Source organism: Thalassobaculum sp. (genome assembly GCF_040219615.1).
Lineage (GTDB): Bacteria > Pseudomonadota > Alphaproteobacteria > Thalassobaculales > Thalassobaculaceae > Thalassobaculum_A.
Genome location: NZ_JAVJSE010000025.1, coordinates 1 through 12,643 on the forward strand (window position 1 = coordinate 1; position 12,643 = coordinate 12,643).

At 70.2% G+C, this 12,643-nt stretch carries 11 protein-coding genes; 5 read left to right on the forward strand and 6 right to left on the reverse strand.

Features of this window, described 5'->3' with window-relative positions:
- The first annotated feature begins 564 nt into the window (after positions 1–564).
- Both RIC31_RS14150 and RIC31_RS14155 read left to right on the forward strand, forming a co-directional pair.
- Positions 565–864 carry a hypothetical protein gene (locus tag RIC31_RS14150; RefSeq protein ID WP_350108582.1) on the forward strand — a complete coding sequence of 100 codons (300 nt, stop codon included), beginning with the start codon at positions 565–567 and terminating at the stop codon, positions 862–864.
- Positions 865–1,007: 143 nt separating this feature from the next.
- On the forward strand, positions 1,008–2,963 hold the full coding sequence (locus tag RIC31_RS14155; protein WP_350108585.1) for a sensor histidine kinase: 1,956 nt from the start codon (positions 1,008–1,010) through the stop codon (positions 2,961–2,963).
- Between the two features lie 12 nt (positions 2,964–2,975).
- Here RIC31_RS14155 and RIC31_RS14160 read toward each other — a convergent pair whose 3' ends face one another.
- The 4 genes from RIC31_RS14160 to RIC31_RS14175 form a co-directional block, all read right to left on the reverse strand.
- Positions 2,976–4,196, reverse strand: coding sequence for an MFS transporter (locus RIC31_RS14160; protein WP_350108588.1), 1,221 nt, complete (start codon positions 4,194–4,196; stop codon positions 2,976–2,978).
- 38 nt (positions 4,197–4,234) lie between these two features.
- On the reverse strand, positions 4,235–7,426 hold the full coding sequence (locus RIC31_RS14165) for a VPS10 domain-containing protein (RefSeq protein WP_350108591.1): 3,192 nt from the start codon (positions 7,424–7,426) through the stop codon (positions 4,235–4,237).
- A gap of 278 nt (positions 7,427–7,704) precedes the next feature.
- Positions 7,705–8,049 (reverse strand): anti-sigma factor, encoded by a 345-nt coding sequence (locus tag RIC31_RS14170; protein WP_350108593.1) that lies wholly within the window; start codon positions 8,047–8,049, stop codon positions 7,705–7,707.
- A 180-nt stretch (positions 8,050–8,229) separates the two neighbouring features.
- Entirely contained in the window at positions 8,230–8,790 is a 561-nt protein-coding gene (locus tag RIC31_RS14175; RefSeq protein WP_350108596.1) for an RNA polymerase sigma factor, read from the reverse strand.
- Between the two features lie 529 nt (positions 8,791–9,319).
- Between RIC31_RS14175 and RIC31_RS14180 the strand changes: the two genes are divergently transcribed.
- The gene (locus RIC31_RS14180; protein WP_350108599.1) at positions 9,320–10,756 is read left to right on the forward strand and encodes a PAS domain-containing HWE histidine kinase family protein; all 1,437 of its coding nucleotides are present in this window, start codon (positions 9,320–9,322) and stop codon (positions 10,754–10,756) included.
- 22 nt (positions 10,757–10,778) lie between these two features.
- Here RIC31_RS14180 and RIC31_RS14185 read toward each other — a convergent pair whose 3' ends face one another.
- Together RIC31_RS14185 and RIC31_RS14190 are read right to left on the reverse strand one after the other, a co-directional pair.
- On the reverse strand, positions 10,779–11,144 hold the full coding sequence (locus tag RIC31_RS14185; RefSeq protein WP_350108602.1) for a hypothetical protein: 366 nt from the start codon (positions 11,142–11,144) through the stop codon (positions 10,779–10,781).
- Positions 11,145–11,150: 6 nt separating this feature from the next.
- The gene (locus tag RIC31_RS14190) at positions 11,151–11,435 is read right to left on the reverse strand and encodes a type II toxin-antitoxin system ParD family antitoxin (RefSeq protein ID WP_350108605.1); all 285 of its coding nucleotides are present in this window, start codon (positions 11,433–11,435) and stop codon (positions 11,151–11,153) included.
- A gap of 263 nt (positions 11,436–11,698) precedes the next feature.
- Between RIC31_RS14190 and RIC31_RS14195 the strand changes: the two genes are divergently transcribed.
- Together RIC31_RS14195 and RIC31_RS14200 are read left to right on the forward strand one after the other, a co-directional pair.
- On the forward strand, positions 11,699–11,959 hold the full coding sequence (locus RIC31_RS14195; protein WP_350108608.1) for an antitoxin: 261 nt from the start codon (positions 11,699–11,701) through the stop codon (positions 11,957–11,959).
- Positions 11,956–12,354, forward strand: a complete 399-nt coding sequence (locus RIC31_RS14200; RefSeq protein WP_350108610.1) for a type II toxin-antitoxin system VapC family toxin — start codon at positions 11,956–11,958, stop codon at positions 12,352–12,354. The genes RIC31_RS14195 and RIC31_RS14200 overlap by 4 nt, the downstream gene beginning before the upstream one ends.
- The last annotated feature ends 289 nt before the right edge of the window (positions 12,355–12,643 follow it).

Sequence of the window (12,643 nt, forward strand, 5' to 3'; positions counted from 1 at the left end):
CAGCCTCTCCGGGATGACGACAGGGGGGTGGGATCTCGCGGTGAAATCGGCCGAATTCCGCCAAACTTCCGTCATTCCGGAGGGGACGCGTGAGCGTCCGGCTCCGGAACCCACCAGCCGCCGAGAAATGTGTGAACACCGTAGCTCGCACCGTGGGTTCCGGCTCGCCCGCGCCGGGGCGGCGCAGCCGTCCGGAATGACGAGATGAAAGCGGCGATACGACCAGGCGACGGCGTGCCGGGAGGCCGGGCATGAAGCGCCGCCTCCCCCCTCCCCTTTCGTCATTCCGGAGCGGGCCGCCGCAAGGCGGCACGCATCCGGAACCCACCCGCTGCTCCGGCCTCGCCGCTGCCGGCGCTCGTCGCCGCGTGGGTTCCGGCTCGCCCGCGCCGGCGCGCGGGCGTCCGGAATGACGACAAAGGGGGGATGATGAACGACCGGGACAGCAAGGAGTTCTCACGGCATGGCTCCACTGCGGCACGGCAGCGGTAGCGTCGCTGCCGATTCTGACCAGAGTCGAGCCGAGGCCACGTTCGCGCCGCATTCTTCCGGGAGGATAACGCCATGAAGCGTGTCACCATCGCCGTCCTCGCCATGCTGGCCGCAGCACCTCTCGCAGCCCGCGCGCAATCCGACACGCCCCCCACCGACGGCGGGCCGAGCGCGACGGAGCGGCTGCAGGAGGGTGCGGCCGCGATCGTCGAGGGCCTGCGGATGCTGATGGACCAGCTGCAGGGCTACCAGCCTCCCGAGGTGATGCCGAACGGCGACATCATCATCCGGCGCCGGCCGCCCGCCGGCCAGGAACCGCCGGCCGACGACAAGGCGCCCGCGAATGGCGGCGACAAGCCCCTCAAGCTTTGAGTTCGGCCCCTCAAGCTTTGAGTTCGATTGCATTTTAAGCGTCTTTACGCGCCGTTAACCCGCTGCCGATAGACTGTCGGGTGAGGATAACGACCGTGTCGACGATGCCAGACTCCACGGCCACACTCTCCGCACCCGCTGTGGTGGACGGAGACCTTGATCTGCTTCAGTCGCTCCTGGACAGCGCGTTCCAGGGGCTGATGGCGTTGCGCCCGGTCCTGGGTCCCGACGGCACCGCCGTCGATCTGGTCTGGACCGTCGTGAACGCCGGCGCCGAGCATCTGCTCGGCCGGCCCCGCAGCACCCTGATCGGCAATTCGTTCCAGCCGACCGCCGCCACCTGGCCGGTGGCCGACGTGGAGCAGCGGCTGCTCAGGGTCGTCGACACCGGCACCCCGGACGCCTTCGACCTGGTCCTTCGGGTCGAGGGCCGCCCGCGGGTCTGTTCGGTCAAGGTCACGCCGTTCGCCGCCGGGCTCGCGATCTACGTGCAGGACGTCACCGACCGGCGCGCCGACGAGGTCCGGATGCGCGAGCTCGAGCAGCGCGCCCGCCGTGCCGAGCAACGCCTGATCGACGCGCTCGAAGCCAGCCCCGACCCGTTCGCGGTGTTCGATGCCGACGAACGGCTGGCGCTGTGCAACCAGACCTGGGCCGCGATGTCCGGCCTCGGCGACGCCCAGCGACTGCCGGGCCGGCGGTTCGAGGACCTGCTCCGGCAGGCCTCGATCGGCGCCGACCCGGCCAATGTCGGCTTCGACAGCATCGAGGCGTTCATCGAATGGCGCCTGGCCCGCCATCGCAATCCGGACGGGGATCCGATCCAGATCACCCAGAAGGACGGCCGGGTGTTCCTGATCCGCGAGCGCCGGATGGGCGACGGCGGCACGGTCAACGTCGCGACCGAGGTGACCGAGCTGGAGCGCAGCCGCCGGCTCCTGCGCGACACCCTCGACGCCACCGAGCAGGCCGTGGCGCTGTTCGACCCGGACGACCGGCTGGTGGTCTGGAACCAGGCCTACGAGCGTTTCTCGCCCAGTGTCGAGTTCCGGGCCGGCCTGTCGCTGCGGTCGATCATCGAGACGGTCATCGCCGGGAACGACGCCGAGCTGCTTCACAACGGCGAACCGATCACCGTGGACCAGCGACTGGCTGTGCGGGGCCCGGATCCGGTCGAGCTGGAGCGCCGCACCCCCGACGGCCGGATCGCGGCGATCCGGGACCGCCGTACCGCCGACGGCGGCACCGTGGTCACGTCGACCGACGTCACCGATCTGAAGCGCAAGGAGCAGATGCTCGAGGCCCAGGTGCAGGAGCTCGACGCGTCGCGCGCCGACGCCGAGCGCCATGCCGACCACCTCGCCCGCATGACCGAGATGCTGACCCAGGAGAAGGAGCGCGCGGAAGCCGCCAGCCGGACCAAGTCGCAGTTCCTGGCCAATATGAGCCACGAGCTGCGGACCCCGCTGAACGCCGTGCTGGGCTTCTCCGAGATCCTGAAGACCGAGGCGTTCGGGCCGCTCGGCGCCAAGCGCTACAAGGACTACGCCGACGACATCCACGCCAGCGGCAGCCACCTGCTGAGCCTGATCAACGACCTGCTCGACATGTCCAAGATCGAGGCCGGCAAGTACCGGCTGCACAAGGAGACCGTGGCGATGGCGCAGATCGTCGGCGAGGTCGGCCGGATGATGCGCGGCCGCGCCGCCGAGGCCGACCTGGTGCTGCAGGTCGATCCGCTGGACGCCGGCCTGGCGGTCGCCGTCGACATCCGGGCGATCAAGCAGGTGCTGATCAACCTGCTGGCCAACGCCATCACCTACACCCCGGCCGGCGGGCGGGTCCGGCTGGGCGTCCGCGTCGAGCCGGAGCACGTCGCCATCCAGGTGGCCGACAACGGCATCGGCATTCCCAAGGATGAGCTTCCCCGCCTGCTGCGCCCGTTCGAGCAGATCGACCGCAACGACCGCCGCGGCCGCGAGGGCACCGGCCTGGGGCTCGCCCTGTCGAACGCCCTGGTCGAACTCCACGAGGGCAGCCTGACGCTGGACAGCGAGCCCGGCGTCGGCACCACCGTCACGGTCCGCCTGCCGCTCTGAGCGGTCGCCGGCTCAGGCCTGCTCGGACGATCCCGATCCCGGATCGGGCAGACGACGCTGGTGGCGATGCACCAGCAGCACGCCGATCGACGCCATGACGGCCAGTCCCGCCAGGGCGCGGAACAGCGCCTCGTAGGACAGGTGCTCGAGCACCAGGCCGGCGATCAGCGGGCCGGCGACCTTTCCGAGGTTCTTCAGGGTCCCGTAGATCCCGAGCCCGAGCCCGAGATGCCCGGCCCCCACCGCGTTGCCGACCATCGCGACCGTGGACGGGAAGATCAGCCCCTGCCCGGTCCCGCTCAGCATCGCGACCGCCAGCAGGGCCGTGCCGTCGGATACCCCGGGCAGCCACAGCAGGGCGACCGCCAGTACGGCGATGCCGGCGGCGATCGCGGGCAGATACCCGGCGCGGTCGCCGACCCTGCCGCCGACCGGCCGCATCGCCATGTGCGCCGCCTCCTGCACGGTGAAGAACAGCCCGGCGTCCAGCCAGCTGAAGCCCGCCACCTGCACCACGAACAGCGGCAGGAACGCCTTCAGCCCGTAGGTGACCGCATAGACAGTCATCTCCAGGCAGCCGGCGAACCACATCTCGACCCGGGTCGCGGTGTGGGCGAAGCCGCTCGCCAGCTGGCGCAGCAGGTTCGGACGCCGGCCCCGCTCGGCCTGGACCGGCGTCTCGGGAAAGCGCAGGAAGGCCGACGGCAGGAAGGCGAGACAGCTGATCAGCCCGACCACGGTGAACAGCTCGGCCGGATCGTCGAACCGGACCAGCAACCAGCCGGAGACCGCCGGCGCCAGCAGGTAGCCGAGCTCGCGCGCCAGGCCGAACCAGCCGAGCCTGGTGGCCCGGCCGGTGCGTTCCATCTCGGCGACGATCGCCAGGGTGACCGGCCCGAAGATCGCGGTCGCCGAGCCGTGGAACAGGCGGATCGCCAGCAGCTGTTCCGGGGTCTCGACGAACCGGTAGAGGAACGGCGTGCCGGCGAACAGCAGCAGCGCCGCGAAGAACCAGACCTTCCGGCCCCAGCGGTCGGAAAACGCGCCGACGAACGGCTTGGCGACCATGCCGGTCATCGTCGACACCGCGACGATGGTCCCGATCATCAGCTCGCCGGCGCCGATCGCCGCCGCGAACATCGGCAGCACCGGCGTCTTGCCCATCTGGTAGGCGCTGCGGACGATCAGGTCCGCGCCGAACAGGTGCCAGAAGCCCCGCGGCTGGTTCAGCATGTCGAGCGCCCTCTTCGGCGGCGGCCTCGACCGGGCGCTCAGCCCCCGGCCTTGCCGGTCCCGATGTACTCGATGCCGGCCTCGGCCAGCGCCGCGTTGAGCGTTGCGATCGCGCCGTCGACGATGCCGTCGAGCGCCGCGATCTGCGCGCGCACCTTGCCGATGATCTCGGCCGAGACCGCATGCGCCTGGGTGGTGGGCGCGGCATCGGCGGTCGACGCCACGTTGATCAGGTCGATCAGCGTGTCGTCGAGGCCGGCCGGGTTGCGCAGCACGTCGCGCGGCGACTCCCGCTTGACGTCGACCAGCGCCCCCTCGACCGCCGACAGCTCGCCGGCGATCGCCGCCGCCTGCTCGCGCAGGGCGTCGCGACCGCCGCCGAGCCGCTGCGGCAGGTCGGCCAGCTGCCGCTTCAAGCCGCGGATCCGGTTGACCCCCTCGTTCAGGATCGACAGCGTGGCGTTCAGCGACTGCAGCAGGTTGAACTGCGCGGTGTAGTCCGCCTCCGACGTGGCCAGGCGCGGATCCGGGACCACCGTGAAGCCGGCCGCCAGGGTCGCCCCGGCGACTTCCAGCTCTACCCGATAGGCACCGGGCACCACGGTCGGGCCGGCCGGCGGCTCGCCGTCGCCGGCCAGCGGCTTCAGCTTGCGCGGCGACAGCGCCGGGTCGAGCTTCGCCGGTCCGGCGACCTTGAGATCCCAGACGAAGCGGTTCAGCCCCGGTTTGGTGCCGGGCCGCCTGGCGACCGCGGCCGCCGTGTCGTCGCTGGCGAAGCCGGCGACCGTCGTGCCGGCGGCGTCCCTGACCGTCAGCCTGACCGGTCCGTCGGCGCCCTCGGGCAGCCAGTAGTAGACGATGGCGCCGTTCGGCGGGTTCTCGCCGACGTCGAGATGGTGCCGGACCCGGCTGCCGTCCGGGCGTTCCACCAGGTGCGTGCTGCCGTCGATGCCGAAGGCCGGACCGTAGCTGATGCCGTTGAGGTTGCCGCGACCCGCGCTCCAGGCGAGCTTGGTGCGGATCGTCGGGCGCGGCGCGATCAGCTGCGGCTTCGCCCGGTCGGCCAGCATGCGCAGCGGCGACACGTCGTCGAGCACCCAGAACGACCGGCCGTGGGTGGCCGCCACCAGGTCGCTGCCCTTGAGCTTCAGGTCGTAGACCGGGACGACCGGGAAGCCGCCGCCCATGCGCGACCAAGTCCCGCCGTCGTCCAGGCTGAAGAACACCCCGGTCTCGGTGCCGATGTACAGCAGCCCCGCGCGCACCGGATCGGCGCGCAGCACCCGGGTGATCTCGCCGTCCGGCAGGTCGCCGGTGATCGAGGCCCAGGACCGGCCGCCGTCGGTGCTGCGGAACAGGTAGGGCTTGTAGTCGGCCAGCTTGTACTGGGTGGCCGAGACGTAGACGGTGTCGGCATCGAGCGCCGACACCTCGACGCTGCCGACATAGGCCAGCTCGGGCATGCCCGGCGGCGTGACGTTCTCCCAGGTCTTGCCGTCGTCGCGGGTGACGTGCACCAGCCCGTCGTCGGTCGACGCCCAGATCTCGCCCTGGCGATGCACCGACTCGTGCACGCAGGCGCAGCTGGCATAGGTCTCGGCGCCGGCGCTGTCGCGGGTCAGCGGGCCGCCGGAATAGTCCTGCTTGTCCGGGTCGTTGCGGCTGAGGTCGGGCGAGATCTCGTCCCAGCTCATGCCCTCGTCGCGGGTCCGGAACACGTGGTTGCCGCCCACGTAGAGGGTGTTGCTGTCGTGCGGCGAGAAGATGATCGGGAAGGTCCAGGCGAAGCGGTAGCGCATGTCGCGCGGCGCGATGCCGGTGGATTCCTCCGGCCAGACGTTGACCAGCTGGACCTGCCGGGTGCCGTGGTCGTAGCGCTGCAGCGCGCCGGCGCCGCCGGGGCTGGAGCCGATGGCGCCGACATAGACGATGTCGGAATCCTCCGGGTGGACGGCGACGAAGCCGCTCTCGCCGGTGCCGGGATAGGTGCAGTCGGCCAGCGTGATCACCCCCCACTCCGACGCGCTCGGCACGCAGATCGAGGTGTTGTCCTGCTGGGTGGCATAGACCCGGTAGGGATACTCGTTGTCGATGTCCATGCGGTAGAACTGGGCGGTCAGCTGGTTGTAGATCGACGACCAGGACTCGCCGCCGTTGAACGACACGCAGGCGCCGCCGTCGTTGCCCTCGACCATGCGCCGCGGGTCCTGCGGGTCGATCCACAGGTCGTGGTTGTCGCCGTGCGGGGTGGTGATCTCCTTGAAGCCGGCGCCGCCGTCGGTCGACTTCCACATCTGCAGGTTGGTGACGTACACCGTGTCGGCGTTCACCGGGCAGGCGAACACGTGGGTGTAGTACCAGGGCCGGTGCATCAGGTCGCGGTTGCGGCAGACCTGGGTCCAGCTGGCGCCGTAGTCCTCGGAGCGGTACAGGCCGATCTTGTCGTCCTCGGCCTCCAGCAGGGCGAACACCCGGCCGGCCTTCGCGCCCGACACCGAGACGCCGACCTTGCCCAGCATGCCGTCCGGGAAGCCGTTGCCCTTGATCTCCTCCCAGCTGTCGCCGCCGTCGGTCGAGCGGAACAGCCCGCTGCCGGGCCCGCCGCTGCGCAGGCTCCAGAAGCTGCGCCGCGCCTCCCACATCCCGGCGAACAGGATGCGCGGGTTGTTCGGGTCCATCGACAGGTCCACGCAGCCGGCATCCGGGCCGCGGTAAAGCACCTTCTCCCAGGTCTCGCCGCCATCCTTCGAGCGGTAGACGCCGCGCTCCTCGTTGGCGCCGAAGGCGTCGCCCAGGGCCGCGACATAGACCAGGTTCGGGTCGCCCGGGTGCACCACGACGCGGCCGATATGCCGGGTCTCGCGCAGTCCCATGTGCTTCCAGCTGCGCCCGGCGTCGGTCGAGCGGTACAGGCCGTCGCCGAACGAGACGTCGAGGCGGATCGTGGTCTCGCCGGTGCCGGCGTAGACCACGTTGCTGTCCGAGCGGGCGACCGCCAGCGCGCCGATGGTAGCGGAGGTCAGGTAGCCGTCGGTGACGCACCGCCAATAGACGCCGCCGTCGACGGTCTTCCACACGCCGCCGGCGCAGGCCCCGAAGTAGAAGGTCATCGGATCGTCGTAGTCGCCGGCCACGGCGACGACACGACCGCCGCGCGACGGACCGATACAGCGCCACTTCAAGGCATCGAGTTCGGCGGGCGCGGCGGCGAAGCGGGCGGGAGTCGGCATGGCGGCGGGATCCGGTTCTGGTGGCTGCGGGGGCATGCGGAATCCAGGCATCGGGCAGGCGTCGGCCGCGGACGCGCCGGCTGCTTGCGCGGGGCGGGACGTCCCGGTCAGGGCAGCGGCGTGGTCACGCGGAAATCCTACGGTCGGGGAGGTCCGATCGGACCGACCGCAGGCGAGCCTAGGGCAGGATCGGGGGGCGCCGCAATGGGGTGCGCGCCGGCTGGGAATGAATTCAGAATGCCTTGGGGACGCGGTCGGCGGCCGGTCGCGCGATGCCGCTACGGACAGGCGCGTGCCAGTCCGGGGGCAGTTCCGGGGGCAGTTCCGGGGGCAGCCTGGTTCGCCGGGGCCGGCGGGGTGCCGCCGGTCGGAGGGGATCCGTCACCGGCGGCGCGGGCCGCTCGAAGCAGCGCGCGCACGCCCGGCGGCACCGGGCGGTCGTTCACCGATGCCGCCCAGCCACGCAGGGCGTCGGCCTGGCGCCGCAGCGCCAGCAGGTCGTCGGCCATTCCGGCGTGCCGGCGGAGATCCCGGTCGACGGCCGCCATCGCGACTTCGTCGAGCGCCTCGTCGACATAGCTGGACAGCAACTCCCAGCGCCGGGCGGCGGGTCCGTCACTCATGTCTCTCTCCCTCGCACCGGTCTGCCCTCGGGTTCGTTGCCTTGCGGAGAGCACAACGGCCGCCGCCGCGTCAGGTTCCCGCGGGGAGAACGGGAACGGACGCGGCGTTCGGCTGGGGGATGGGGTAGCGGGTGCGGCCGGGCGGGAACGCCGGATGGCGGGCGCGCCCGGCGGCGACGGTCACGCGCTGCCGGCGATCGTCGCCAGGGCGGCCGCCGGCCGCTCGGCGCGCGCCAGGGACAGGCCGGAATCCGCCTCCTGCAGGCGGCGCAGCTTGGCGCGGGTCCGCGAAACCCGGGACTTCACGGTGCCGACCTCGACGTCGAGCAGCTGCGCGATGGTCTCGTAGGGCATTTCCTCGACGGTCGCCATCACCAGCAGCGACCGCTCGTCGCCGCTGAGCTTCGCGAACGCCCGTGAGAACTCGCACGCCTCCACACGGGCCATCTGGTCGCCGAGGACCGCAACCTCGCCGTCGGCGGCGTCCAGGTGGCGCTCGGCGGCGTGGTCGCGCACCCGCTGGCGGCGGCGGCACTCGGTATAGAAGCGGTTGCGCATGATCGTGAACATCCAGGCCCTGAGGTTGGTGCCCGGCTCGAACTGGTGGGCGCGGCCCAGGGCACGCTCCAGGGTGTCCTGCAGGAGATCGTCGGCATCGGCCGCATTCCGGGCAAGCGAGCGCGCGAACCGCTGAAGGGTCGGAATCAACGCCTCAACATCACTCACATAGTCGCGCTTCATAACTGCCTCCGCGTTATTCGATGAAGCAGAAATATCGATCCGATCGACGATGATCAATCTATAAAGCCAAACGTCTTTCAGTTAACACAGCCGAACATTGTGTTCACAGAAATCACACAGAAATACCTCTTTGGGGGCACAAGTTCCAACTTCACACATATGTTCTTTATTTCGCGAACACACGGCGCACCAATCGCGCCGATGCGTTCATGGCGATGCCGCCCAGGGGGCGGTGCGCCCGACCGGCCTCGCCGGACTTCGATAAAACTTGAACTTAATGATCAGAAATACCCGATCTCCTGCGGCTCAAAACAGGCAGATCATCTGTCGGCACTTACTTGAATCCCTGGATGCGTACACAACTGAACATACCGTCGTACTTGCAACCAACTGAAGGACTGATAGAGTTCGACGCACCCAATAGGTGATTGCAACTTGCCATTCGGCAAAAGCCGCGATTAGCTTCGCAGGGGCTATCGGGGTCGGCCGGCCGGTGCCGCGTCGCCTGCGGGGCCGCAGAGGAACGTCGATGCTGACCCAGTTTCCGAACGAGCCCGCCACCTTGACGGCCGCATCACCGATCCGGGCGCTGCAGGCCGCCGGCGGAGTCCTCGACCTGATCCCCGTCGGAATCTACCTCTGCGATCCCGACGGAAACCTCATCCACCACAACGCCGCCGCGGCGGAGCTGTGGGGCCGCCGACCGGCCCTCGGCGACCCGGCGGAGCGCTACTGCGGGGCGTACAGGCTGCACGCGCCCGACGGCACGTTGCTGACGCAGGAGCGGTCGCCGACGGCGGTCGCGCTGCGGGAGCGCCGCCCGGTTCGCGATGTCGAGGCCATCGCAACCCACCCGGACGGCAGCCGGGTGTCGCTGCTGCTCTATTCGACCCCGGTCTTCGATGAGCACGACGGGCTCGCCGGGGCGATCGGCGTGCTGGTCGACGTCGCCGACCGGCAGGCGGCCGAGCAGGTGACCCGGCGGCTGGCCGCCATCGTGGACTCCTCCGACGACGCGATCCTGGCGCTCGACCGCGACGGGACCGTCGTCAGCTGGAACCACGGCGCGACGCAACTCTACCAGTACACCGAGGACGAGGTGGTCGGCCGTCCGATATCGATGCTGATTCCGCCGGACCGCGGCGACGAGGAGACCGACATCCTGAACCGTGTCCTGCGCGGCGAGCGGGTCGAGCGCTACCAGACCGTCCGCCTGCGCCGGGACGGATCGACCGTCGACGTCTCGCTGACGATATCGCCGGTGCTCGACCGCGGCGGCCGGATCGTCGGCGTGTCGAAGATCGCCCGCGACATCACCGAGCGCAAACGCGCGAACGAGCGCCGCGACCTGCTGCTCGCCGAGATGAACCACCGGGTCAAGAACCTGCTGGTGATGGCCAGCGGCATCATCAGCCTGAGCGCCCGGTCGGCGACCTCGGTCAAGGGCCTGGCCGCCGACGTGGCGAGCCGGCTGGCCGCCCTGGCCCGGGCCCACGAGCTGACCCTGCCGGCGCGACCGGCGGAGCCGGCGTCGCTCGGCGCCACGGTTTCCCTGCACGCCCTGATCGACACCATCGTCACGCCGTTCGACGAGCGGGCGCCCGACGGCACCCGGCGGGTCGCGGTCAGCGGGCCGGACATCGAGATCGCCGCCGGGTCGCCGCTGACCGGCATGGCGCTGCTGCTGCACGAGTTCGCGACCAACGCCGCCAAGCACGGCGCCTTCGCGGTGCCGGGCGGCACGGTCGACGTGCAGTGCGCCGAGGCCGGCGGCCGGCTGGTCGTCGTCTGGACCGAGCGCGGCGGCCCGGCGGTCCGGCCGCCGGGCGAGGAGGAGGCCGGCTTCGGCAGCAGGCTGGTCGACCTGACCGTGCGCCGCCAGCTGGCCGGCGAGATCACCCGGCGCTGGCATCCCGACGGCCTGGTGCTGCGCCTCGAGGTCGAGCGCGACCGGCTGAACGCCTAAGGCCGGGGGGCGAGGAACAATGTCAGGGCGCCTCGTCGGCCGGCGGCAACCACGGCTCCGGCAGCATCCGGTCGTGCAGCAGGCGCAGCAGGCGGACCGCGTCCCTGTCCTCGGTGAGTCGGAAGTAGATCACGTGTCGCGGCTGCCCCACCCGCTGGACGGCGGGCATGTTGTTGCGGCTGTGGCGCAGGGCGTAGCCGAAAAAGCCGGGCCGCTCGGGCAGCTCGTGCACGCCGAGGCGGTGGGAATCGCGAGCAAGGTCGGCGAGGGCGTGCGTCACCAGCAGAGTGTAGCGGGCGCGCCCGTCACGACCCCAGTTCTCCTCGCTGACCCTGAGTGCATTCTCGACGTCGGCAACGAAGCCCGCCGACTTGACGAGCCTGACCACGCCGACTCAATCCCGATCGCCGGCCCGTGCCGCGCTCTCCGCGTCTAGCTTCGCCGTTATGCCGTCCACGAAGGCGCCGATGTCGTCGATCGGGGTCATCTCCTGCCGGTCGGCCTCGTCGAGCATGCGGTGCAGGAGGGCCAGCCGCGCCGCCTGATCGTTGCGCTGCTGCTCGTAGAGCCTGAGCCCGGCGCGGACCACCTCGCTGGCGTTCTGGAACCGCCCCGACCGCACCTCCTCGTCGACCAGGCGATCGAGCTCGGCGGTCAGGTTGACGTTGCGGGTCGGCATGGCGCGAACCTCGAAATGAGTATCGAAGGATATTGGCAATGATTGACAATGGTCAATCGGCCAGTCCGCGCTGACGGCTACTGCGTGCGAACCTGCAGGCTGACGGCCGACGGCGCCTGCAGGTGCCGGATCACCGAGAACAGCGCGCGGGCGCTCGGGTCGCCGCCCGGGCCGAGCATGCCCCAGCGCCCCGGCATATATCTTGATATATTACATCGGATCGCCTAAGTCATCCGGAACGCGCACGAGAGGAGAACCCCCCGGTGACCCGCACGGCCAAGCTGTTCACCAACGGACGGAGCCAGGCCGTCCGCCTGCCGGCGGCGTACCGGTTCGAGGGCGACGAGGTGTTCATCCGCCGCGATCCCGAGACCGGCGACGTGATCCTGTCGCGCAAGCCGACGGACTGGGACGGCTTCTTCGCGGCGCGCGCCGGCGCCGAGGTGCCGGCCGACTTCCTGGCCGCCGGCGAGCGCGACCAGGGCCGGCAGGAGCGCGATCCGCTGGAGGGCCTGGCCGGGTGACCCGGTACATGCTCGACACCAACACCGTGAGCCACCTGGTCCGCGGCACCCCCGCGCTCGACCGCCGCGTCACCGAGGTGCCGATCGCGGCACTCTGCATCTCGGCGGTCACCGAGGGTGAGCTGCTGTTCGGCCTCGCGCGGCGGCCCGGAGCCGTGCGCCTGCGGGCGACCGTCATGGAGTTGGTCAAGCGCGTCGACACGCTCGCCTGGGACGGCGCCGCCGCCGAGCGCCATGGCGAGCTGCGCGCCGAGCTGGAGCGTCTCGGGCGCCCTCTCGGCCCTCTCGACACCATGATCGCCGCCCATGCGCTCGCGGCCGATGCCGTCCTGATCTCGAACGACCGCGCCTTCGCCCAGGCGCCCGGGCTACGGGTCGAGGACTGGACGGCGTAGGCCGGGGGCGAATCTCGGTGACAGTGCACTCACCCTGGGAATCTCGGGGAATCTCGGTGACAGTGCACTCACCCTGAGTCGGCTCAAACAGGCACCATGCACTGGAATCTCCAATTGAGTGCACTGTCACCGAAACTCGTCACCGAAACGGCGGTGTCAATTTTGAAGTGCAACGTTCTGTGGCGTGGTCTGATCATCGGCGACTAGTTTTCGGAAGACCTCGTTTGGGGTGAGGAAGTCGAGGATTTTCCGGGGTCTGTCGTTGAGGCGCTCGGCAATGTCATTGAGG

Bases quoted from the DNA above. Each gene is read 5' to 3' on its own strand.
- RIC31_RS14165 (WP_350108591.1), bottom strand. From the start codon at position 7,426: ATGCCGACTCCCGCCCGCTTCGCCGCCGCGCCCGCCGAACTCGATGCC.
- RIC31_RS14180 (WP_350108599.1), top strand. From the start codon at position 9,320: ATGCTGACCCAGTTTCCGAACGAGCCCGCCACCTTGACGGCCGCATCA.
- RIC31_RS14150 (WP_350108582.1), top strand. From the start codon at position 565: ATGAAGCGTGTCACCATCGCCGTCCTCGCCATGCTGGCCGCAGCACCT.
- RIC31_RS14160 (WP_350108588.1), bottom strand. From the start codon at position 4,196: ATGCTGAACCAGCCGCGGGGCTTCTGGCACCTGTTCGGCGCGGACCTG.
- RIC31_RS14190 (WP_350108605.1), bottom strand. From the start codon at position 11,435: ATGCCGACCCGCAACGTCAACCTGACCGCCGAGCTCGATCGCCTGGTC.
- RIC31_RS14170 (WP_350108593.1), bottom strand. From the start codon at position 8,049: ATGAGTGACGGACCCGCCGCCCGGCGCTGGGAGTTGCTGTCCAGCTAT.
- RIC31_RS14175 (WP_350108596.1), bottom strand. From the start codon at position 8,790: ATGAAGCGCGACTATGTGAGTGATGTTGAGGCGTTGATTCCGACCCTT.